This window comes from Clostridium grantii DSM 8605 (assembly GCF_900129965.1).
Classification (GTDB): Bacteria; Bacillota; Clostridia; order Clostridiales; family Clostridiaceae; genus Clostridium_AF; species Clostridium_AF grantii.
This window is the reverse complement of the sequence record NZ_FQXM01000004.1, coordinates 17,456-37,850: the sequence shown is the minus strand read 5'-3', so window position 1 is coordinate 37,850 and position 20,395 is coordinate 17,456. Positions and strand designations below refer to the sequence as shown.

The window sequence follows — 20,395 nt, the reverse complement described above, 5'->3', positions numbered from 1 at the left end:
TTGATTATTAGCATATGCCCCTTTATAATATGATATAGATGTATAAAGGTTATGTCAATAGTTGATTGATGTGATAGCTATAGGAGTTATAAATCAAGTTGCATTGATTTTAGGTTGAGTAAGATATGCCTATAGATTTTTGACTTGATAAATGATAATATATAATTATTATTTAAAATTTTATTGTAGTGAATTTCAAAATTAGTCATATTGGAAACTAGTTCATTGTGAAATCCGAAAGAGATAAAGTAAAGGTTTACTATATATAGAACGATAATAAGGGTTCCTTTAAATAGTGGGATGTATTAAATAATAATTGAAAAAAATGAGGGGATAGAGATGGAAATCAAAAAATATGTGTATCTATTTGATGAAGGTAATTCGAAGATGAATAATCTTCTAGGAGGTAAAGGAGCCAATTTATGCGAAATGAATAATTTGGGGATTCTTGTTCCTTATGGATTTATTATTTCTACAGATGCATGCAATAAGTTTTATCATGAGGGTAGAAGTATACCAGAATATATAATTAATGAAATAGAAGCTTCCTTGATTAAAACTGAAGAAGTTGTAGGAAGAAAGTTTGGTGATAATAAAAACCCCCTTTTAGTAGCTGTTAGGTCTGGTGCGCGAACTTCAATGCCAGGAATTATGGATACTATCTTAAATATTGGGTTGAATGATAAATCAGTAGTAGGTTTAGCGAATATTTCTAATAATGAAAGATTTGCATATGATTCTTATAGAAGGTTTATTCAGATGTATTCAGAGGTTGTTTTAGGTCTTGAAAGAAAAGAATTTGAAGGTATTTTATATACTGCAAAGGAAAAAAAAGGGGCTAAATTCGATACGGATTTGAATACGGAAGAGTTAAAAGAAATTATTGTAAGATTTAAGGAATACATTAGAAAAGAGATAGGGAGAGATATTCCAGAGGATCCAAAAGTACAATTAATTGAGGCAGTAAAAGCTATCTTTGGATCATGGAATAATCCTATAGCAGAGGTTTATAGAAAAACAAATGATATTTCATGTGATTGCGGAACAGCGGTTAATGTGCAAGCAATGGTTTTTGGAAATATGGGTGAAAACTCAGGAACAGGAGTTGCTTTTACAAGAAACCCTGTAACAGGAGAAAATAAGATATTTGGAGAATATTTAAGCAATGCTCAAGGAGAAGATATTGTGTCGGGTAGTAGAACACCTAAATCTATTGAAGAATTAGAAAAAGATATGCCAGAAGTATATAAAGAGTTTATAAAAATTTCACGAAAACTTGAAGAACATTTTAAAGATATGCAAGATATAGAGTTTACTATTGAACAAGGAAAACTATATTTGCTACAAACAAGAAATGGAAAAAGAACAAGAACGGCTGCAGTTAAAATTGCTGCTGACTTCCTTGAAGAAGAAATAAAACAGCATTAACATTTACTTTAATATTGGGGTAAGTGAATTAACATTTTGGAAACATTTTTAACACTTAGTTGTCACATAAGTATATTATTATATTAATAACAGATAAATAAAAAACTTATCCCCCTAAAATAAGTTAAATATTAACCCCAAACTTTTTAAACAAAGTATGGGGTTATTTTTTATTATAGAAATTCTTTTTCCATTTTTTCTAATAAAGCTATATACTTTTTAGCAATTTCGGTATTATTTTCCTCGTAATCTAAGCAAGCAGTTTCTATTTCATTACGACTTTTCTCACATAAATTTTTTTCAGCATAAGTATAAATAACGGAATCTTCCTTATCGATATGACGATTTAAAAGGTCTGTGTAAGAAATTGCATTGGCTATTAAGTCTAATTTAGCTTCATTATCCTCAGAGATAACTTTATTCACTGCTTCTTCTAGCTGTCGAATATATAATCTACCTAAATCATGTTCTACCAACATTCCATTTCTAATAAGCTTATATCCAATTGGGCCCAATTCCTCTTCCATTTTATTAAATAGAAAATTTTCTTCTTTTCCATGATGATGTTTATCAGCATAGTTTTTAATGAAATCTATTACATTAAAGAATTCATTGTATTCAATATCTTCATTATTTAAAACCTTTGAACAAGCTTTTCTTGTAACCTTTAACATTCTTTTTATATATTTATGCTCATGCACCATAATTTCAATACTTTTCATAATAAACCTCCTTGATTTAGATAGGTAGTGTCAAAAGTTATGCTAATAACTTTCACACAAACCCTTTATTTATCTACTTTTTCTATATATAGACTTGCACCCCCTCAATAAAGAGGTTATTATTTTAATTTACGAGATCAAAATTTCCAAATAAAGAAGGAGGCAAGTTTATAACATGATTAATACATTACTAATTCAATACATAACTTATTTGCATAGTTTAGTTACAACTTTAATGGTTATAGTCTTTGGAAAGGGATTTACTTCTCTTCCGGAAGAAAAACCTACTAAAAAGGAGTATCGAAAGATGGAAGTCGATGATCTTCCTATATTTGAAGAACCACAAAAACTAAACTATAAGGAAGTACTTAGAAATTATTTCAATGAACATGGCAAGGAATTAAAGCCTGTGAGATCCCGTAAGGGTAAAACGGCTACGCCTAGTTCTTTAATATGCCCAATTTGTAACGCTCCACATAACTATATCTATGACAACAACGGTGGTGGTGGTCAGTACCTTTGCAAGGTATGTTCCACTACTTTTAAACCCAATAACTATCGTTTAACTGTTAAACTCAAGTGTCCTCATTGCAGTAAGGCTCTTTCAAAAATAAAGGAACGTAAAGATTTTATCATCCACAAGTGCAAAAATGATGATTGTTCTTACTATCAACATAACTTAAATTCAATGACAACTGAAGAAAAAAAGTTATTTAAAAAGGACCCTCAGGCACTTAAGGTAAGATACCTTTATAGAGAATTTAACTTTGATTTTATGCCTCTTAGTAAAGATAGCCCTATCGCTCCAAAACACTCTATTTCTAACTTTATGGCCTCATCCTACACAATTGGCTTAATTCTTACTTATTACGTAAACTATAGCTTATCTTTAAGAAAAACAGCTGCAATAATGTATGATATCCATGGTATAAAAATATCTCATCAATCAATAAAAAACTATGCTGATGCTGTTTCTACAGTTGTTAAACCGCTAGTTGACAACTATCCATATGAGCTATCAGAATCCTTTTGAGGTGATGAAACGTATATCAAAGTCAACGGTAAATGGCATTATATTTGTTTTTTCTTTGACGCTGCAAAGAAAATCATTCTATCTTATCGTATATCTCCAAATAGGGATACTCCTTTAGCTATTAGAGCAATAAACGATGTTTTAGTTAAGCTTAAGGAACTTCCTGAGACACTAAACTTTGTTGTTGATGGCAATCCAATATATCTATTAGCTAGACTATTTTTTGCACAACACAATATAAATTTTGATGTAACTCAAGTTATTGGTCTTACTAATGACGACCCTATTTCTAAAGAATATAGACCCTTAAAACAAATAATAGAATGCCTTAATCGAACTTTTAAACGTAGTTACAAAACAACAAATGGTTTCAATAGCTTTAATGGCTCTATTTCTTTTGTTACCTTGTTTTGTACTTATTTTAACTTTCTAAGACCACATTCATCTATTGAAGGTAGAATTCCAGTTGTAATACCAGAGTTTGATTGAATCAAGGACATGCCCTCTCGTTGGTGTAAATTAATTGAGTTATCTCAAAAATACTGCGTTGAAGCCTCGCAGGCTAACGCCTAATAAATTCAAAATTTAGTTTTACCCTTAAATATTTTTAATTTTTCTAAGGTTTAAGGTCTTTTTGTCGTACCTAAAATCATTAAAATACGCTCCCTGTCGGGATTCCTAATAGGTCTCTTGAGTGAAAAAAAGCTAAGAAACAATTATTTACATTATTGTATTTCCTGATTTTAACTTTTAAATAGCTTTTTCATAAAAGTTTTACACTACCTAGAAATCAAATTTGAGATAATTCAATTCACAGTGGAATACTGTGGATTATATACATAGTATAGCACATAAAAATAAAATGAAGAGTCGCATATGTTACAGGAGTACTCAAATAATTAGCAAAGAATCTATAAAGAATTATGCGGAAGGTGTGTATTATAGATATACCACAGTGAAAGTGATTGGATAAAAATAGCAAGGGCAGTTGCTAATGTTTACTGGTGAAGTTAAAATAAGAATATGAAATTGTAATTATGTTTTATTTATTGTTTAATAACTATAAATTAATCAATCATGTAGGGGTAAAAAGGAGACTAAAAATGTATAATGCGGTGATTTTTGATAAAGATGGAACATTAATGAACACTGATAAGTTATGGAATAAAGTTTACAGAGAAGCTATTGCTATACTTGCTGAAAATTATGGCTTGGATTTAGACTTTGATAAAGTAATGTTATCTATTGGGATTATTGACGATAATCTTAAAAAAGACAGTTTAGCATCTATAGGAAGTGTAAAAGAGGTTCTAGATGAAATAATTAAAAGTTATTCATTAGATATTGATAATAGTAGTATGGAGTATATGTTAGAAAGTTTTGAAAAAACTATAAATGAAAAGGTAAAGGAAAATATAAAATATGTTGAATTATTACATACAGATATTCTACATATGTTGAAGTATTTGGTTAAGAACCAAATAGTTATTGGATTAGTTACAACTGATTCCAAAAAAAATACTATGGGTATGTTAGAATACTTAGGACTAAAAGATTATTTTTATTATATTGGTTGTGGAGACGATTTAGAGCTAAAGTCAAAGCCAGAGGTAGACCATGGCATACATTTTATGAAGGATTTAAGTTTGAGTCCAAGCAGTGTTTTAATGGTGGGAGACAGTTCCTATGATGAACTATTTGCTGAAAAATTAGGAGTTGATTTTCATAAAATAACTATTGAAGAGGATATTTATGATTTATACTGTAAACTAAAAACCAATAAATAAAATTTTTATAATCTTTAAACAATAAATTAAAAGATAAAAGTATATTAAATAAGACAGTAAGTTTAAGCTTACTGTCTTATTTTTGTACAAGTATAACAAAATTGTGAAGATTAGGGTTTAAATTAAGTTCGATTTATATCAATTTCAAACCAAAAGCATATACCCGTAGGTACGTTTTTAGCTCCATAACTATTTCCATGAGCCTCCTGAATGGCTTTTACAATGGATAAACCTAAGCCATGGCCACCTTTTTCTCTAGAACGCGCTTTATCTAATTTATAAAAGGAATCCCATATTTTATCCAAATCTTTCTCATCAATGATTTCACAGGTATTAAAAACTTCAACTTTAATGGTATTATTTAATTTAAAAAGTCTAACTGAAATTTCAAGATTTTCATCAACATAATTAATAGCATTAGTTATATAGTTTTCAAATACTCTTTCAATCATAAAAGCATCGCCAATAACTTCTATGGGCGCAATTGTATTAATAGTAAAAAGTATACTTTTATCTTGAAATATTTTGTTGTATTTATCTAGTGTTTGAACAATAAATTCATTTATCTCAAAAGTAGATTTGTGCAATATGTTATCGCCAAATTCCATTTGATCAATATTTAAAAGACTTTCAACTAATCTATTCATTTTTATAGATTCGTCAATGATAACATCACAATAAAAATCTGATTTTTCTTTATTTTTAATTACATTAAGCTTTAGACCTTCTGCATAACCCTGCATTAAAGACAATGGAGTTTTTAATTCATGGGATACGTTATTAAGAAGAGTACGTCTTTTTTCATCCAATCTATTTTTTTCTTGAATTTCCTTTTCCAGTTGAGTATTTTTAAAGTTTAAAGATGTTATAGTTGAGGATAAAGCCAAAGACATTTTATTTATACTGTCGGCTAACTGCCCAATCTCATCATTTGAAATAACTTCGCATGAAGTATCAAAATCCAGATGTTTTAAACGTTTGGTTACATCATTCATTGCTGTTATAGGTTTTGTAAAATAATTTGAAACAACATATGCAAATATCATTGAGATAGCAAAGACTATCAAACCAATAATCAATAAAAAATCATTGGATACTTTGATGTTAGTTTTTATTGCTGCAATAGGAAGTCTTAATTCAATTAAATTTCCGTTATCTAAAGTTCCGAATAGTAAAAGATTTGTATTAGATAAAAGAGGGTCGCTAGCCCAAACAAAACTGGTTTTATCATCAATTTTCTCGGATTTTGTAATTTGATTTTTAGGACTAGGTGCAGGGTGAATATTAATAGGGGTCTGAGTAACTGGGGCAAAGTTTGTCATATTAATACTCATAAGATTCATTAGTTCATCTAGTAATCTTTTATCAGCTAAAAAACTATTAGAGGCATAAAGTACATCGCCGGTACTGCCCATAACTAATATATCTACATTTGAAGCACTTTCAATAGCAAGAAAATCCAATAAGTTATCATCATAATCAGTTGAATCCATTGAATTAATAGTAGCGTAATAATCTACTAATTTGTTTTTTTGTTTATAAGTATAATAAGATTCCAATAATAGAGTATTAGCTAGTAGTAAAAGAATTACTAGAAAAACAATTAGCGAACCTATTTGAAGAAAAAGTTTCTTTTTTATGGAATTCATTTTATCACCTCAAATTTATATCCATAACCTCTAACAGTTTTTACATAATCCCCGGATTCTTTTAGCTTTATTCTAAGTCTATTAATATGAGTATCTACAGTTCTATCAGTTCCGTCATAGTCATATCCCCAAACCTTACTTATAAGTTGTTCTCTTGAAAGTACGCTATTCTCATTATCTATCATATAAAGTAATAATTTATACTCAGTAATACTTAGATCGATTGTATCTCCTTGGGATTTAACTATATGTTTCTCCGTATCAATTGTTAGGCAATCTTTTATAAGCAAATTACTATCACCATAAGTTCTATCCATTAGTGCATTAACTCGAGCAACTAAAATTGAAGGACTAAAAGGTTTTTTTATATACTCGTCAGTTCCTTTTTTAAAACCAAATAACTCATCGTTTTCTGCGTTTTTAGCTGTAAGCATGATTATAGGAACCTTACTTATTTTTCTGATTTCCTCACAAACTTCCCATCCGGTTAGATAAGGCATCATTATATCTAGAATTACAAGATGTATTGTTGGCTCATTTGTAAATTTTTCTAAAGCTTCTTTACCATCAGATGCCTCTATAATTTCATAACCTTCATTAATTAAAAAATCTGATATTAATATTCTCATTCTCATTTCATCGTCTGCTATAAGAATCTTTTTTTTCATAAAACAAAAACCCCCGGTTAGTAAGAATTTAAATTAAGTATTTACTATAAAATTGTAACTTTATCTTACAATATATATGTTACATCTATATTACATTAACCACAATAAGAAAAATTAATCCTGTGATATTACTGTGACAAACTTAACTTATATTTAATATAACAGTAAGAAAACAAGCAATTCTCAGAAATTATTATGAAAAATATAATTAAATTTTAATTAATATTTTAAAAACAACTAAAACTGTGATATTGTTGTGACAAACTTAATGTATATTTAACATAACACATAAGAGGGGAGGGCAAAAGATGGAATTGTTGAAAGCTAAAAGACATGAATTGAAGTATACAATTAGTGATTTGGATTGTTTGGTTTTAAAAAACAGATTAAGTAAAGTGTTAAAAAAAGACAAAAATTGTCCAGATGAAGGATATAGTATTGCAAGTGTATATTTTGATGATTATAATAATAAGGCTTATGCAGAAAAGTTAAATGGTGATGCTATAAGGCATAAATATAGAATTCGTTTCTATAATGATGATACAAGTTTTTTAAAGCTTGAAAGAAAATCAAAAGTACATCAAATGACAATGAAAGCATCAGGTAATTTAACAGAGGCAGAGGTTAAGGAAATTTATAGTGGAAACTTTGAATTTCTAATGGAGAAAAAAGAAGATTTATATAAAGATTTCTACTTTGAACTATCTAATGGTTTAATTAAACCAAAAGTAATTGTTAGATACAACAGAATAGCTTTTATTCATCCAGTAGGTGATTTAAGGATTACCTTTGATACAAATATAAAAACATCTATGAATCAAGTGAATATATTTAAGGACAACATCAATTATGTACCAGCTTTAGGTATAAATGAAAACATATTAGAAATTAAATTTAATGGAGTTATGCCAGATCATATAAAAACACTTATTGAATCTGGACAAGTAATGGCATCATCGTCATCAAAATACGTTTATTCAAGAAAATATAATTATAAATTTTAGGAGGAATATTTATGTCATTTCAAGATATTTTTAAAGATAGTTTTTTAGAGGGTACAAGTAGTTTATCAGCATTAAACATTGGTGTTACGTTATTATTATCATTCGTAATAGGTTTATTTATTTTTCAAGTATACAAGAAAACTTATCAAAGTGTTGTTTACACAAAAAGTTTTAATATGTCTTTAGTAATGATGACTATGATTACTGCACTAGTGATTATGGCGGTTACTTCAAATGTTGTTTTATCATTAGGTATGGTAGGTGCTTTAAGTATTGTTCGTTTCAGAGCGGCTATTAAAGATCCTATGGATATAGTATTTATGTTTTGGGCAATTGCATCTGGTATTGTTACTGGAGCTGGTTTCTTTTTACTTGCAACGATTGGTGCTTTTGTAATAGGAACAATTCTTTATATATTTAATTTGAATTTAAAAAGCGAAACTCCATATATTTTATTAGTTAATTTTTCTAATCAAGCTGATGAAACTGAAGTTATCAACAGTATTAAATCAAAGGTAGCAAAGTATTTTGTAAAATCAAAAACAGTTGATAGTTCTCAAATTGAATTAACAATAGAATTAAGATTAAAAGGTGAAGAAATAAGTTTTGTAAATGATTTAAAAAGTATAGAATCAGTTACTCATGCAATGTTGGTAAGTAGCAGCGAATATTCTTGTTAGATAGAAGGTGTTTTGATGAAATGGGTTAAAAGTTTAGTAGCAATCATTGTATTAGTGATTGTATTAATTACGGCAGATTTGTTACCAATTGATGCCATTAGCACATTTTCTTTTAATAGTGATAATTCTGTGGATAGCATTATATTTCCTCATGATGAAGTTGTAGAGGTCAATATTGAAATTGATGAAGATGTATATCAAGAAATGCTGACTAATGCCACTGAAGAAGAAATGGTTATGGCAGATATAACTTATAATGGTTACACATTTAGTGATATTGGTATAAGACCAAAAGGAAACTCAAGTTTAAGAGATGTGGCAAGTTCAGATAGTGATAGATTTAGTTTTAAAATTGATTTTAATTATTATCTTGAAGGACAAGATTTCTTAGGTATAACTAAAATAAATCTTAACAATATATTTATGGATCCTTCTTACATGGCAGAATATTTAGGTTATGAAATGCTAGATGAGTTGGATGCGGTTTCTTCAAGAACAACTTATGCGGCGGTGTCTATTAATGGAGAATACTATGGATTATATTTAGCAGTAGAGCAAGTAAATGATTCTTTTTTAGTTGATAACTTTGGTAATGATTCAGGAGAATTGTACAAGCCAGATTTGGGAGTAGGTTCAGACTTAGCGTATATTTCTGATAATGGTATGGATTATACTGGAATGTTCCCGGAAAATATGGACGAATATGATAATGAAACTTTGGTAGAGCTTTTAAAAACAATTGAGGATGGTGGAAATTTAGATTCTATTTTTAATGTTGACTCCTTCTTAAAGTATTTAGCAATTAGTACCATGACAGTGCATCCAGACAGCTATCAAGGTGCGATGTACCATAATTATTATCTTTACAATAACGAGGGGATTTTTGAATGGATTTCTTGGGATTTGAATATGATTTTCAATGGATTTCCAGGGTCAAGTTTAACGGATTTGGAAGCAACTGAATTTTTAATTGACGAACCTGTAAAAGGTGCAATGTCAAATTATCCCTTGATAGAAGCGATTTTCAAGAATGAAGAATATGTAGAGCAATATCATGAATATCTTGAAATTCTATCTGAAGGGTATCTAGCAGAAGATAATATAAACGAAAAATTATTGTCAGTTTATGAAATGATTAAGAGTTATGTTGAAACAGATCCATCTTCTTTTTACACTTATAATGAGTTTGAAACAGCTTTGTTTCAAGATGAAGGCAATAACTTAAGTATATTAAGTTTTGTAGAAAAAAGAGTGGATAATGTAGCTCAGCAACTTTCAGGAGAAATTGCAAGTACAAATAATGGAGAGGGTAATTCAGGTTCTGGATCATCAGGTGGAATGGGCCAAATGCAACCGGGTATGAACCAGGGAACTGGTGAAGGTGTTTCTGGAGAAATGCCTGAACTAGTAGATGGAGAAAGACCTGCAAGACCTGAGGGTATAGAAGGTGAGAGACCGGCAGGTCCTGGAGTAGTAGATGGAGAAATGCCAGCCATGACTGAAACCGTGGATGGAGAAATTCCTGCAATACCTGATGGAGTAGAAGGCCAAATGCCAGAAATGCCTGAAGTGGGAGAAGGTGAAATGCCTGAAACTGTAGATGGACAGATGCAATCAAAGCAACAAGGTATGCAAGATGAGGCAGTAAATAAAGAAGTTATAGTTGAGGAAAGTAGTACTATCAGCACAACAAATATCATTATATTTTTATCAATGGTAGTTGTAATTATTGGAACAAGTTTATATTTATCAAAAAAACACTAAGGATGCGCTTTTGCATCCTTTTTTATTTAAAATAATATTGTAAATGTAGATTTCGTTTTATTAAGTAGTTGTGGTATAATATATATAGGAAGTATTATTTTTATAATATGTGTAATAATATAAAGTATATGGGTTCATTACCATAGTGTTGAAGCATCGTCACCTTATTAGGTGATTTTTTCAACATTTAAGGTTGTTATTATAATGATTTCTATAAAAAATATATGTTTCTATACGCCAAGAGAGCTAAGGGCTCTCAATAAATAGCCGTAATATAAAGTGCTATTTTAGGTGATCAAATATAAGGGAGAATGAATTAATTGAAGAAAAAGTATAATATTAAGAAGACAGTGTCAATGAAAATGTTTATTGAAGAATTTGGAGAAGAATTTTCTGAACATATTAAAGAAAGATTATTAGATTTAGATTTAAGAGGAGTTTTAAAGAGAAAAGAACCAACGTATTGTTTTAATTTAAATCATGTTGAGCATATAATGCACGATACCAAAAATAAAGATAATACAAAAACCCTTAAAAAAGAGTACACTTATGGTGAATTTAAAGTAATAGAAAATGTACTTTATTTTTCGGAAAATTGCTTATTAAGTGATAAAGTAATGCAAGCACCTATTGTAAAAACTATATATGAAGAATTAGATACTGAAGGGCTAGTAAATGATGAAGGTTGCGATGCTAAAATAATTAATGATAGCAATGTAGATTTTGTAGTTGATTCCATATTATCAGTTTGTCCAGATGCATCACAAAAATACTTAGATATTGTAAAACAAATGAGTTCATATTAATAAAACTCAATTCCCTGATAAAAACTAAAAAGGCCATTTCTTATTATAAGGAATGGCCTTTATTTATTTTATGCTAATTCATCTAATGCTACATGGTATTTTGGGTCTTCAATTATATTTATTTCTACAATATTATTTGAATCTTTTATAAAATCGTAACACTCTTGACTTAAATGTCTTAAATGAAGCTTTTTATTTTGAGCTTTATATTTTTCAGTTAAGGTATTTATAGTATCAATGGCAGAGTGATCAAAAACTCTTGCATTCATAAAATCTATAATTACATCTGTAGGGTCATTTTTTACATCAAAAGCTTCAAGAAAATTACGAGAAGAACCAAAGAATAAAGCACCACGTATCTTGTAAATTTTAGTTCCTTTTTCATCAACTTCTTCATAAACATCTATGTTTTTACCTTTTTCCCATGCAAATACTAATGAAGATACAATTACACCTACTACAACAGCAACTGCTAAATCCTCAATAACTGTTATTCCAGAAACTAATACAATAATAAAAGCATCTGATTTTTTTATGTTTCTAATAAGCTTAAAACTACTCCATTCAAAGGTAGAGATAACAACCACAAACATAACACCAATTAAAGCAGCTATAGGAATGTTGTCAATAAGATTTCCACCAAATAAAATGAAACTTAATAAGAATAAAGAAGCAGAAATTCCTGAAAGTCTTCTTTTACCGCCTGAATTAATATTTATCATACTTTGGCCTATCATAGCACAACCACCCATTCCTCCAAAGAAACCAGTTACTATGTTTGCTACACCAAGACCAACACATTCTTTATTACTTTTACCACGAGTATCTGTTATTTCATCAATTAAAGTTAAAGTTAATAATGATTCAATAAGTCCCACTGCTGCAAATATTAATGCATAAGGTAAAACGATCATAAATGTTTCAAAATTAAGTGGTAAATTAGGTATACTAAAAGTTGGTAAACCTCCTGAAACTGATGCAATATCACCAACAGTTCTGGTATCAATATTTAATAGTGTTACTAATAAAGATACAACTACAATTGCTACTAAAGAAGATGGTATTGCTTTGGTAAGTTTTGGTACAAGGTAAATAATTGCAACAGTTAAAGCAACTAAACCTAGCATTATCCAAAGAGAAGATCCTGTCATCCATTGTATATTACCAGAAGAGTCGGCTACTTTAAATTGATTTAATTGAGCTAGTAGAATTACTATGGCAAGACCATTAACAAAACCTAGCATAACTGGATGAGGAATTATTCTTATAAATTTACCCCACTTTAATAGGCCTACAATAATTTGTATAATTCCCATTAAAATTACTGCTGCAAATAAGTATTCTACACCGTGACTTGATACAAGCTCTATCATAACAACTGCAAGTCCTCCCGTTGCACCGGAAATCATTCCAGGTCTTCCTCCAAAAGTTGATGTTATAAATCCTATAAAGAAAGCTGCATATAGTCCCACTAAAGGGTCAACTCCTGCAACAATTGCAAAAGCCACTGCTTCTGGAACTAAAGCTAAAGCTACGGTTAAACCAGATAAAAGTTCATTTTTCAAATTCATTTTTTTAATATCCATATTGTATATGATATTCTCCTTCCGTTTATTATTGTTTATTTCACACAAGCACTTATTTTAACATATACATTAAGTATATTCCACGAAAAATCCCAATTACTTAATAAACAGTAGATATAGGTAGTTAGAAGGAAGAAAATTTTTTATCATTTGATTTTCCATGAAAATTTTAATCTATCAATTTGAATACAAGAAAGTTATATGTTGTATTTCTTAGGTTTTGTAGTTATAATTTGGGTTAAAGGTATATAAAATTTAAATATATTGACAGGGGGATTTTTATGCTTAACAAAAGAAAAAGAAAATCAATGAATTTAGTTCAAACATTAATGGTATTCATTTTTATATTATTTTTAATCCAAGGGTTATATTTTATTGGAAACACTATTGAAGGTAATAGTGTTTTGCATAATTTATTGACTGGAATTATCTTATTTATGATAGCTTTTTTTATGTCTATTGTAATTTTTCAATTTGTGAAAAAAAATTACATTGAAGAAATAAAAAAGGAATTGGCTAATGATATTCTTAAGCACAAAAATTCATTACAAGATAAGGTTAGCTCAACTAATAATAGGATTTTCAGCTTTGAAGCTAATTATTCTAAAAACTTAAAGAAAATGACTAAAGAGTATAATATAAAATCTAAGGAAATAGAAAATATAAATAAGGAATTAGATAATAAACTGAATGAAATTGATAGAAAATCAGCTTATTTGGAAATACAACTTTGTATTTTGAAAGCAGAGAGAATTCAAGGAGAATCTCCAGAGAATATAAAAGAAAAAACTGTTATTTATAAAAGGATAATTGAATTAAGTGAAATTTATCCAGATATTATAACAGCGGAGATATTAGAATCCTTTATTAATTATAATAAATGATTATTTGCTGTCAGAAGCGAAAGTTTTTATGAATTGTTTAGTTGATTCAAGTGATTGCTGTTGTTGAATAGATTTTAACAGTATATCTAAGTTATCAAAATTTTGTATTTTATTGATGTCGTTCAAAAATTCAGGGTCGCTGATTTCTCCATATTTAGATTCAGTGAATTTTAATATTACTGAATGAATTTGTTGTGACTGTGATTTAGAAATAATTTTAATAAGTTCTTCAATTAAAAGCCCAGTTTCAAGGGCTTTTATTAAATTACAAGTTATTACATTAATTATACTTTGAGTAATTTCATCTATAAGACATTTATCAATTAATTTTTCAACAGCTTTTACAATTCCTTTCTCAACACCTTTTTCTACACTTTTCTCTAATGTTTTTTCTAAATCCTTTTCAATACTCAAACAAAGCCAACTCCATTAATCAATTTTATATAAAATATTATAACTAGCACAGAATTATTACAATAATCATATATGTATTATATAAATGGGGGTGGAGATTGTGGCATCAAATTATAAGAATAAATTTGCTGATGCAGTTTTTGAAGGTGGAGGAGTTAAGGGCATTGGACTTATAGGAGCTATGAAGGTTATGGAAGATGATGGGTATGAATGGAGAAATGTAGCAGGGACTTCAGCAGGGGCCATTGTAGCTTCCTTGGTATCAGCAGGGTATAATGCTATTGAGTTAAAAGAAATAATAGAAAATATTAATTATAAGGATATGCTAGGTAATGGTAAAAAAAACAATTGTATGCTAGGCAAAGCAAATAACTTAATATTTAAAAAAGGAATTTATAAAAGTGATTATTTAAAGCAATTTGTTAATGGTTTGTTATATGACAAGCTTAAAAATAAATTAGAAAATAGAAAGCAAGTTAAATTTAAAGATTTAATAATCCCAGGTAAAAAAGGAATTCTTTTAAATAATCCAAAGTATAAAAGAAAATATAAACTTCATATAATAGCCACAGATATAACAAAAGGAAAAATGTTGATTTTGCCAGAAGATATAGCTGACTATGGCTTAAACCCAGATGAATTAGATGTTAGTTTAGCGGTAAGAATGAGCATTAGCATTCCTTTCTTTTTTCAACCAATAATCTTAAAAAGTGCTGTAACAAGGGAAAAATCATTAATTGTAGACGGAGGTGTGCTAAGTAATTATCCAGTTTGGCTTTTTGATGTAAATGGAGTTCCAAATTATCCTACTATAGGGTTTAAACTTGGAGCCAGTGATGAAAAAGCTAGATTAAACAAAACTAATAATATTTTCAATATGGGGGCCGCTGTTATTAGTACAATGTTAGAAGCACAGGACGATGTTCATATAGCTGAAATGGAATATTTAAGGAGCATTAAAATTAATACCTTAAATGTAAAAGCAACTGATTTTGATATAAGTAAAGGAAAGGTAGAAGAACTTTATTTATCCGGTGAAAATTGTGCAAGAAGATTTTTAGAAGTTATGAATCCTAATTATGAAAAATATATTGAGTACAGAAAAAAAAATACCCTTTCCGTATAATCATGGTATCCCTCCACAATGTGGTAGGACTTCGCTAGAGGTACCCTTTCATGTTGTGGTTTTCATTAATAGCCTATCTAGCTACCTCATGGAGTAAGGCGTAACATTATTTTTTCGAATTAATTGACAATTCTTACAATTGAGGATATAATATGACCATAGAGTCACATGACTTGATGGTCATATTATATGTAGTAAAGGGCGGTTGAAGATGCCAAAAGAAATTTTTTTTAATCTACCAGATGAAAAACGTGAAAACATAGAAGAAGCAATTATTACTGAATTTGAAAACTATAACTATGAATTAGCAAGTACTAATAGAATTATTGTAAATTGTGGTATATCTAAGGGAAGCCTTTATCAGTATTTTGAAGATAAAAAAGATATGTATAAATACCTTATGGAAAAAATAACTAACGAAAAGATGAAGTATATGTCTCCAATAATGATGAATCCTGAAGGCTATGATTTTTTTACAATTGTTAGAGAAATGTATATTTCAGGATTGAAGTTTGTAGAAGATCATCCTAGGTTTGTTGCCATAGGAAATAGATTGGTTAAAGACACTACTCAACCAATATACCAAGAAATTATTGGAGATAGTAGTTCTATTGCTAATAATATATTTGAGAGTCTACTTAAACAGGCTTTTGAACGAGGAGAGATAAGAGGTAATATAGACACTAAATTTATAGGGACCCTTATATCCTCAATGAATACTTCAGTGGCGGAGTTTTACCTAGAAAATGTTAATGCTAAATGGGATAATCAATTAATGGAAACAGTAGATAAATTTTTAGATTTTTTAAAATTTGGTATATCAGCAAATAATCAAGGAGGAAATAAAAATGATTAAAGTTGAAGGGTTATATCATTCATACACAAAGGATGAGAATTATTCAGTAAAAGGTATAGATTTTGAAGTTACAAAAGGAGAAGTTTTTGGATTTTTAGGGCCATCAGGTGCAGGGAAATCTACTACTCAAGGAGTTTTAACAGGCTTACTTCCACTACAAAAGGGTAATGTATCTGTAGCAGGCTATGATATTAAACATCCATCAAGAAAAATGTTTAATAAAATAGGAGTATCTTTTGAACAATCTAATGTGTATGGAAAATTAACTGCTTTAGAAAATTTAGAGTTTTATAGAAAATTATTTGATGTTCCAACAAAAGACCCTATGGAACTTTTAAAATTAGTTGGATTAGATCATGTGGCTAAGAAAAAGGCAAGTGAATTTTCGAAAGGAATGAAGCATCGTTTGACTTTTATAAGAAGTATGCTTAATAGCCCTGAACTTTGGTTTCTAGATGAGCCAACAACAGGTCTTGACCCAGCTATAGCTAGCCAAATAAAAGATATTGTTTCTTTTGAAAAGGAAAAAGGAACAACAGTATTTTTAACTACACATAATATGTTTGCAGCAGATCAATTATGTGATAGAGTTGCTTTTATCATCGACGGGGAAATAAAACTAATTGATTCTCCAAGAAATTTAAAACTTCAATATGGTGAAAAATTTGTAGAAGTAGAATATAAAGAAAATGAAGTTTTGAAAAAAGAAAAATTATCATTACTTATTGAAAAAGATAAATTACAATTAAATGAAATTATAAAAGCAGGAAATATTGAGATGATGCATACTAAAGAAGCAACTTTGGAAGAAATCTTTATCAAAGTTACGGGCAGGGGGTTGAAGTAGAATGAAACTATGGTATAGCTTCCTAAAAGATATGAGTTTGTCTTCAAAGAGTTTTTATTTCTATATTGAAGTAATTATGGCTTTTATCTTTGTAGCAGTATTGTTATTTGTGGTTCCAGAAAACTTTGAAGCTAAACAAACCATTTATGCTAGTTTTGATTTAGAAGAACCTTATGAAACTATGATAAAAGAATCTTTAGCAGAAAGTGGAGATGATATTGAGTTCTTTGGTTCAAAAGATCTTGTTAAAGAAAAACTAAGTAAAAATAGAAGTAGTGTAGGTTTATATATTTCCTCTGAAAATGATAAAATTAATTATGAGTATATTCTCCAAGGTTATGAAAATGAAAAGTTTAGAAAAATCATAGAAACATCAACTAAAGCGGCTTTTCTTTCTGAAATGCCAGATTATAAAAAGATCACTAAAGTAACAACCTTAGACAGCAATGCAGAAAAATTAACAGATAGATTAAAAATGGTACCAGTATTTTTAGTACTTAATGTAGCTTTTATGGGGTTATTTATTATTGCTTCTTATATATTTATGGATAAAGATGAGGGCACAATTAAAGCTTTTGCTGTAACTCCAGCTTCGGTATGGCAATACTTGCTTAGTAAAGTAGGAGTTATGTTGATATCCGGTTTGCTTTCTGGATTGATAGTTACTATTTTTGTTGCAGGAACAAATGCCAATTATCTTCAGTTGATGTTATTATTAATTTCTTGTAATATATTTGGTTCATCGGTGGGTTTATTTATTGCAAGTTTCTTTGATTCAATAACAAAAGCTATGGGGTGGCTTTATATGGCGATAATCACCATGGGTTTTTCTACAGTGTCGTATTACATGCCATCTTTTTCTCCAACAGTGTTAAAGATTTTACCGTCTTACCCAATGCTATTTGCATTTAGAGAAACCCTTCTTCAGCATGGAGATACTAGTTATGTTTATGCTAACATTGTAGGTTTCACTTTGCTAGCTATTATATTTTTTCTTTTAGCTAACCAAAGATTTAAGAAAACATTAACGGTTTAAGGAGGGATGATTCTAAATGATTAAAAGAATACTCGCAGTTATGAATAGAGATTTAAAAAGTGGCTCAAGAGATTTTATGATTATTTATATAATGATTGCACCTTTTCTACTTGCTTTAATATTAAAACTCATGATACCAGGAGCAGGATCTACAACAATTAATATAGCAGTTGAAAAAACTATGGATCAGCAAATCATAGAGTATCTTAAAGATTATGGAAAAGTAGAAGTTATTGAGGATGGTGAGGAAATAAATAATAGAATAGAAAAAACAGATGATATCTTTGGTCTAGTGAAGGATTCTGAAGGATACAACATTATTCAGCAAGGAAATGAAACAAAGGGCGGTTTAGAAATGCTAGAATTTGTGGTGAATTCTTATGAAAATGAAGATATAAACCTTCCTTTTCAAGTTACAACCTCAGATATTGGCTGGAAGTTATCACCTTTAAAGCAACAAGGAGCAAATTTTTTAATTGTGTTTGTGTCAGTTTTTGGAGGCATGCTTATTACCCTTAATCTAGTTGAAGAAAAAATGAATAACACTTTAGCAGCTATTAACGTAGCAGCAATTTCGAAAACAGAATATGTTATTGGGAAAGCTTTGTTGGGATTTTTGGTGCCTATTATTGGAGCTTTTGGGATTTTACTTATATTGGGATTTGAAGGTATAAACTTTGGAATGGTTACTATGCTTGTCATTAGTATAGCTTTTATTAGTGTAATAATAGGTTTTGTAATTGGGGTTATGAATGAAGACCCAATAAGTGCAATAGCTAGTATGAAAGCTATATTTGTACCAGTGCTAGGATCCATTTTCGGGGGGATATTCTTATCACAAAAATGGTTGTTTTTACTTTATTGGTCACCTTTTTATTGGGCTTATGATGCTATGGATGCTATTTTATTAAATGAAGCAACCTGGAAGCATGTACTTACTAATAGTTCCATTATTGTTGTAATTACTGCAGTGGTATTTGCTATGTTAAGTAAAAGAATAAAACAAGGTTTAAATTAAATTTTAGAAAGAAATCAAGGAGGGAATTTTATGAATGGGTTAGCATTATTAGGTTTATTTTTAATTATTTATTCAGGGTTAGTAGTATTTATTGCTGTAAAAAAACCTACAAAAATATGGGAAATGGGAAAAATAAAATTCTTTAGAAAAATACTGGGAGAGCAAGGCACAGTGATTTTCTTTTATGGTTTTGCTTTAATAGCATTAGGTTTTGGAATATGGTTACTTACAAAATAAAAGGGAACAAATTAGTAGTGCCTGTTTTAATCGGCACTACTTTTCTTTTACAATATGGAAAATTATTGTTATAATTTTATAAGGGAATAGATATGGGAAGGTATCTAAATATTATCAAAGATGGTGATTATGAGATGAAAGGAATTAATATTTTACTGGTAGAAGACGACGTAGATATAAATGGATTATTATTTAAGATTTTGACCCGGGAAGGCTATAATGTGAGAGCAACTTATTCAGGAACAGAAGCAAAAATGTGTTTAGAACAATATAATTATGAGATTGTTTTGTTAGATTTAATGATTCCTGGTATTTGTGGAGAAGATTTAATAAAAGAAATTAGAAAAATAAAGGTAATGCCTATTATTGTTATATCCGCAAAAACTTCTAGTGAAGATAAAATTAATGTATTAAAACTTGGAGCAGACGATTTTATCAGCAAACCCTTTGCCATTGATGAGGTTTTAGCTAGAGTATCCTGCCAATTAAGAAGATATATGGAGTATTCAACACTAAAAACCAAAGACAGCATACTACACTTTAAAAATATTATTTTAGATACAGAAGCAAAAAAAGTTAGTGTAAATAAAGTAGCCCTATCTTTGACCTTTAGAGAGTTTGCAATTTTAGAATTGTTAATGAGAAATCCTAATAAAGTTTTTAGTAGAGCTAATATCTTTGAAAACATATGGAATGACGAATTTCTTGGGGATGAAAAAACAGTAAATGTTCATATTAGTAATTTAAGAGCGAAGTTATCAAAGGTGGATGAAATAGAATATATTCAAACGGTTTGGGGCATTGGATTTAAACTTAAAGAGTAAAGAAATAAATCTTTATACTTTCTTAA

General features: G+C 29.2%; 20 protein-coding genes and 1 pseudogene. 16 read left to right on the top strand and 5 right to left on the bottom strand.

Annotated elements, in window-relative coordinates:
- Positions 1-339: 339 nt before the first annotated feature.
- A pseudogene (locus tag BUB83_RS03735) lies at positions 340-1,410 on the top strand (PEP/pyruvate-binding domain-containing protein); the annotation flags it as partial.
- A gap of 191 nt (positions 1,411-1,601) precedes the next feature.
- Here BUB83_RS03735 and BUB83_RS03730 read toward each other — a convergent pair.
- Positions 1,602-2,150 carry a hemerythrin domain-containing protein gene (locus BUB83_RS03730; RefSeq protein WP_073337113.1) on the bottom strand — a complete coding sequence of 183 codons (549 nt, stop codon included), beginning with the start codon at positions 2,148-2,150 and terminating at the stop codon, positions 1,602-1,604.
- Positions 2,151-2,325: 175 nt separating this feature from the next.
- Between BUB83_RS03730 and BUB83_RS22175 the strand changes: the two genes are divergently transcribed.
- From BUB83_RS22175 to BUB83_RS03720, 3 genes are all read left to right on the top strand, one after another.
- On the top strand, positions 2,326-3,183 hold the full coding sequence (locus BUB83_RS22175) for a transposase (RefSeq protein WP_200801426.1): 858 nt from the start codon (positions 2,326-2,328) through the stop codon (positions 3,181-3,183).
- Positions 3,184-3,198: 15 nt separating this feature from the next.
- The gene (locus BUB83_RS22895) at positions 3,199-3,672 is read left to right on the top strand and encodes a DDE-type integrase/transposase/recombinase (RefSeq protein WP_207649325.1); all 474 of its coding nucleotides are present in this window, start codon (positions 3,199-3,201) and stop codon (positions 3,670-3,672) included.
- Positions 3,673-4,286: 614 nt separating this feature from the next.
- The gene (locus BUB83_RS03720; protein WP_073337112.1) at positions 4,287-4,970 is read left to right on the top strand and encodes an HAD family hydrolase; all 684 of its coding nucleotides are present in this window, start codon (positions 4,287-4,289) and stop codon (positions 4,968-4,970) included.
- A gap of 122 nt (positions 4,971-5,092) precedes the next feature.
- Here BUB83_RS03720 and BUB83_RS03715 read toward each other — a convergent pair whose 3' ends face one another.
- Positions 5,093-6,619, bottom strand: coding sequence for a sensor histidine kinase (locus tag BUB83_RS03715; protein WP_073337111.1), 1,527 nt, complete (start codon positions 6,617-6,619; stop codon positions 5,093-5,095).
- Positions 6,616-7,287, bottom strand: a complete 672-nt coding sequence (locus BUB83_RS03710) for a response regulator transcription factor (protein ID WP_073337110.1) — start codon at positions 7,285-7,287, stop codon at positions 6,616-6,618. The genes BUB83_RS03715 and BUB83_RS03710 overlap by 4 nt, the downstream gene beginning before the upstream one ends.
- Positions 7,288-7,595: 308 nt before the next feature.
- Here BUB83_RS03710 and BUB83_RS03705 point away from each other — a divergent pair, with 308 nt between their 5' ends.
- From BUB83_RS03705 to BUB83_RS03690, 4 genes are all read left to right on the top strand, one after another.
- Positions 7,596-8,291 (top strand): polyphosphate polymerase domain-containing protein, encoded by a 696-nt coding sequence (locus tag BUB83_RS03705; protein WP_073337109.1) that lies wholly within the window; start codon positions 7,596-7,598, stop codon positions 8,289-8,291.
- Between the two features lie 11 nt (positions 8,292-8,302).
- Positions 8,303-8,971, top strand: coding sequence for a DUF4956 domain-containing protein (locus tag BUB83_RS03700; RefSeq protein WP_073337108.1), 669 nt, complete (start codon positions 8,303-8,305; stop codon positions 8,969-8,971).
- A 15-nt stretch (positions 8,972-8,986) separates the two neighbouring features.
- Positions 8,987-10,735, top strand: a complete 1,749-nt coding sequence (locus tag BUB83_RS03695) for a CotH kinase family protein (RefSeq protein WP_073337107.1) — start codon at positions 8,987-8,989, stop codon at positions 10,733-10,735.
- Positions 10,736-11,055: 320 nt separating this feature from the next.
- The gene (locus BUB83_RS03690; RefSeq protein WP_073337106.1) at positions 11,056-11,541 is read left to right on the top strand and encodes a hypothetical protein; all 486 of its coding nucleotides are present in this window, start codon (positions 11,056-11,058) and stop codon (positions 11,539-11,541) included.
- Between the two features lie 68 nt (positions 11,542-11,609).
- On the opposite strand, the gene BUB83_RS03685 is transcribed toward BUB83_RS03690, so the two are convergent.
- Positions 11,610-13,127, bottom strand: a complete 1,518-nt coding sequence (locus BUB83_RS03685; RefSeq protein WP_200801425.1) for a SulP family inorganic anion transporter — start codon at positions 13,125-13,127, stop codon at positions 11,610-11,612.
- A gap of 281 nt (positions 13,128-13,408) precedes the next feature.
- On the opposite strand from BUB83_RS03685, the gene BUB83_RS03680 reads away from it, so the two are divergent.
- Positions 13,409-14,011 (top strand): hypothetical protein, encoded by a 603-nt coding sequence (locus tag BUB83_RS03680; RefSeq protein WP_073337105.1) that lies wholly within the window; start codon positions 13,409-13,411, stop codon positions 14,009-14,011.
- Here the strand turns inward: BUB83_RS03680 and BUB83_RS03675 are convergent, their stop codons facing one another.
- Positions 14,012-14,425: a hypothetical protein gene (locus tag BUB83_RS03675; protein ID WP_073337104.1), complete on the bottom strand. Its 414-nt coding sequence runs from the start codon at positions 14,423-14,425 to the stop codon at positions 14,012-14,014. It abuts the gene before it with no gap.
- A 100-nt stretch (positions 14,426-14,525) separates the two neighbouring features.
- Between BUB83_RS03675 and BUB83_RS03670 the strand changes: the two genes are divergently transcribed.
- The 7 genes from BUB83_RS03670 (at position 14,526) to BUB83_RS03640 (ending at position 20,369) form a co-directional block, all read left to right on the top strand.
- Positions 14,526-15,551 (top strand): patatin-like phospholipase family protein, encoded by a 1,026-nt coding sequence (locus BUB83_RS03670; RefSeq protein ID WP_159434044.1) that lies wholly within the window; start codon positions 14,526-14,528, stop codon positions 15,549-15,551.
- 211 nt (positions 15,552-15,762) lie between these two features.
- The gene (locus tag BUB83_RS03665) at positions 15,763-16,407 is read left to right on the top strand and encodes a TetR/AcrR family transcriptional regulator (RefSeq protein WP_073337102.1); all 645 of its coding nucleotides are present in this window, start codon (positions 15,763-15,765) and stop codon (positions 16,405-16,407) included.
- A complete protein-coding gene (locus BUB83_RS03660) occupies positions 16,400-17,254 on the top strand; it encodes an ABC transporter ATP-binding protein (RefSeq protein WP_073337101.1) in 855 nt (284 codons plus the stop codon). The genes BUB83_RS03665 and BUB83_RS03660 overlap by 8 nt, the downstream gene beginning before the upstream one ends.
- A gap of 1 nt (position 17,255) precedes the next feature.
- Positions 17,256-18,290 carry an ABC transporter permease gene (locus BUB83_RS03655; RefSeq protein ID WP_073337100.1) on the top strand — a complete coding sequence of 345 codons (1,035 nt, stop codon included), beginning with the start codon at positions 17,256-17,258 and terminating at the stop codon, positions 18,288-18,290.
- A gap of 16 nt (positions 18,291-18,306) precedes the next feature.
- Complete coding sequence (locus BUB83_RS03650) at positions 18,307-19,308, top strand: ABC transporter permease (protein ID WP_073337099.1); 1,002 nt, start codon at positions 18,307-18,309, stop codon at positions 19,306-19,308.
- Positions 19,309-19,338: 30 nt separating this feature from the next.
- Positions 19,339-19,545: a hypothetical protein gene (locus BUB83_RS03645; protein WP_073337098.1), complete on the top strand. Its 207-nt coding sequence runs from the start codon at positions 19,339-19,341 to the stop codon at positions 19,543-19,545.
- A gap of 134 nt (positions 19,546-19,679) precedes the next feature.
- Positions 19,680-20,369, top strand: a complete 690-nt coding sequence (locus BUB83_RS03640) for a response regulator transcription factor (RefSeq protein ID WP_073337365.1) — start codon at positions 19,680-19,682, stop codon at positions 20,367-20,369.
- Positions 20,370-20,395: the final 26 nt, after the last annotated feature.

What these genes read in the sequence shown, in the direction of transcription:
- BUB83_RS03705 (WP_073337109.1), top strand. Translation starts at nt 7,596, where the DNA reads ATGGAATTGTTGAAAGCTAAAAGACATGAATTGAAGTATACAATTAGT.
- BUB83_RS03640 (WP_073337365.1), top strand. Translation starts at nt 19,680, where the DNA reads ATGAAAGGAATTAATATTTTACTGGTAGAAGACGACGTAGATATAAAT.
- BUB83_RS03645 (WP_073337098.1), top strand. Translation starts at nt 19,339, where the DNA reads ATGAATGGGTTAGCATTATTAGGTTTATTTTTAATTATTTATTCAGGG.
- BUB83_RS03680 (WP_073337105.1), top strand. Translation starts at nt 13,409, where the DNA reads ATGCTTAACAAAAGAAAAAGAAAATCAATGAATTTAGTTCAAACATTA.
- BUB83_RS22175 (WP_200801426.1), top strand. Translation starts at nt 2,326, where the DNA reads ATGATTAATACATTACTAATTCAATACATAACTTATTTGCATAGTTTA.
- BUB83_RS03685 (WP_200801425.1), bottom strand. Translation starts at nt 13,127, where the DNA reads ATGGATATTAAAAAAATGAATTTGAAAAATGAACTTTTATCTGGTTTA.
- BUB83_RS03695 (WP_073337107.1), top strand. Translation starts at nt 8,987, where the DNA reads ATGAAATGGGTTAAAAGTTTAGTAGCAATCATTGTATTAGTGATTGTA.
- BUB83_RS03730 (WP_073337113.1), bottom strand. Translation starts at nt 2,150, where the DNA reads ATGAAAAGTATTGAAATTATGGTGCATGAGCATAAATATATAAAAAGA.
- BUB83_RS03655 (WP_073337100.1), top strand. Translation starts at nt 17,256, where the DNA reads ATGAAACTATGGTATAGCTTCCTAAAAGATATGAGTTTGTCTTCAAAG.
- BUB83_RS03700 (WP_073337108.1), top strand. Translation starts at nt 8,303, where the DNA reads ATGTCATTTCAAGATATTTTTAAAGATAGTTTTTTAGAGGGTACAAGT.
- BUB83_RS03660 (WP_073337101.1), top strand. Translation starts at nt 16,400, where the DNA reads ATGATTAAAGTTGAAGGGTTATATCATTCATACACAAAGGATGAGAAT.
- BUB83_RS03720 (WP_073337112.1), top strand. Translation starts at nt 4,287, where the DNA reads ATGTATAATGCGGTGATTTTTGATAAAGATGGAACATTAATGAACACT.
- BUB83_RS03650 (WP_073337099.1), top strand. Translation starts at nt 18,307, where the DNA reads ATGATTAAAAGAATACTCGCAGTTATGAATAGAGATTTAAAAAGTGGC.
- BUB83_RS03715 (WP_073337111.1), bottom strand. Translation starts at nt 6,619, where the DNA reads ATGAATTCCATAAAAAAGAAACTTTTTCTTCAAATAGGTTCGCTAATT.
- BUB83_RS03665 (WP_073337102.1), top strand. Translation starts at nt 15,763, where the DNA reads ATGCCAAAAGAAATTTTTTTTAATCTACCAGATGAAAAACGTGAAAAC.
- BUB83_RS03710 (WP_073337110.1), bottom strand. Translation starts at nt 7,287, where the DNA reads ATGAAAAAAAAGATTCTTATAGCAGACGATGAAATGAGAATGAGAATA.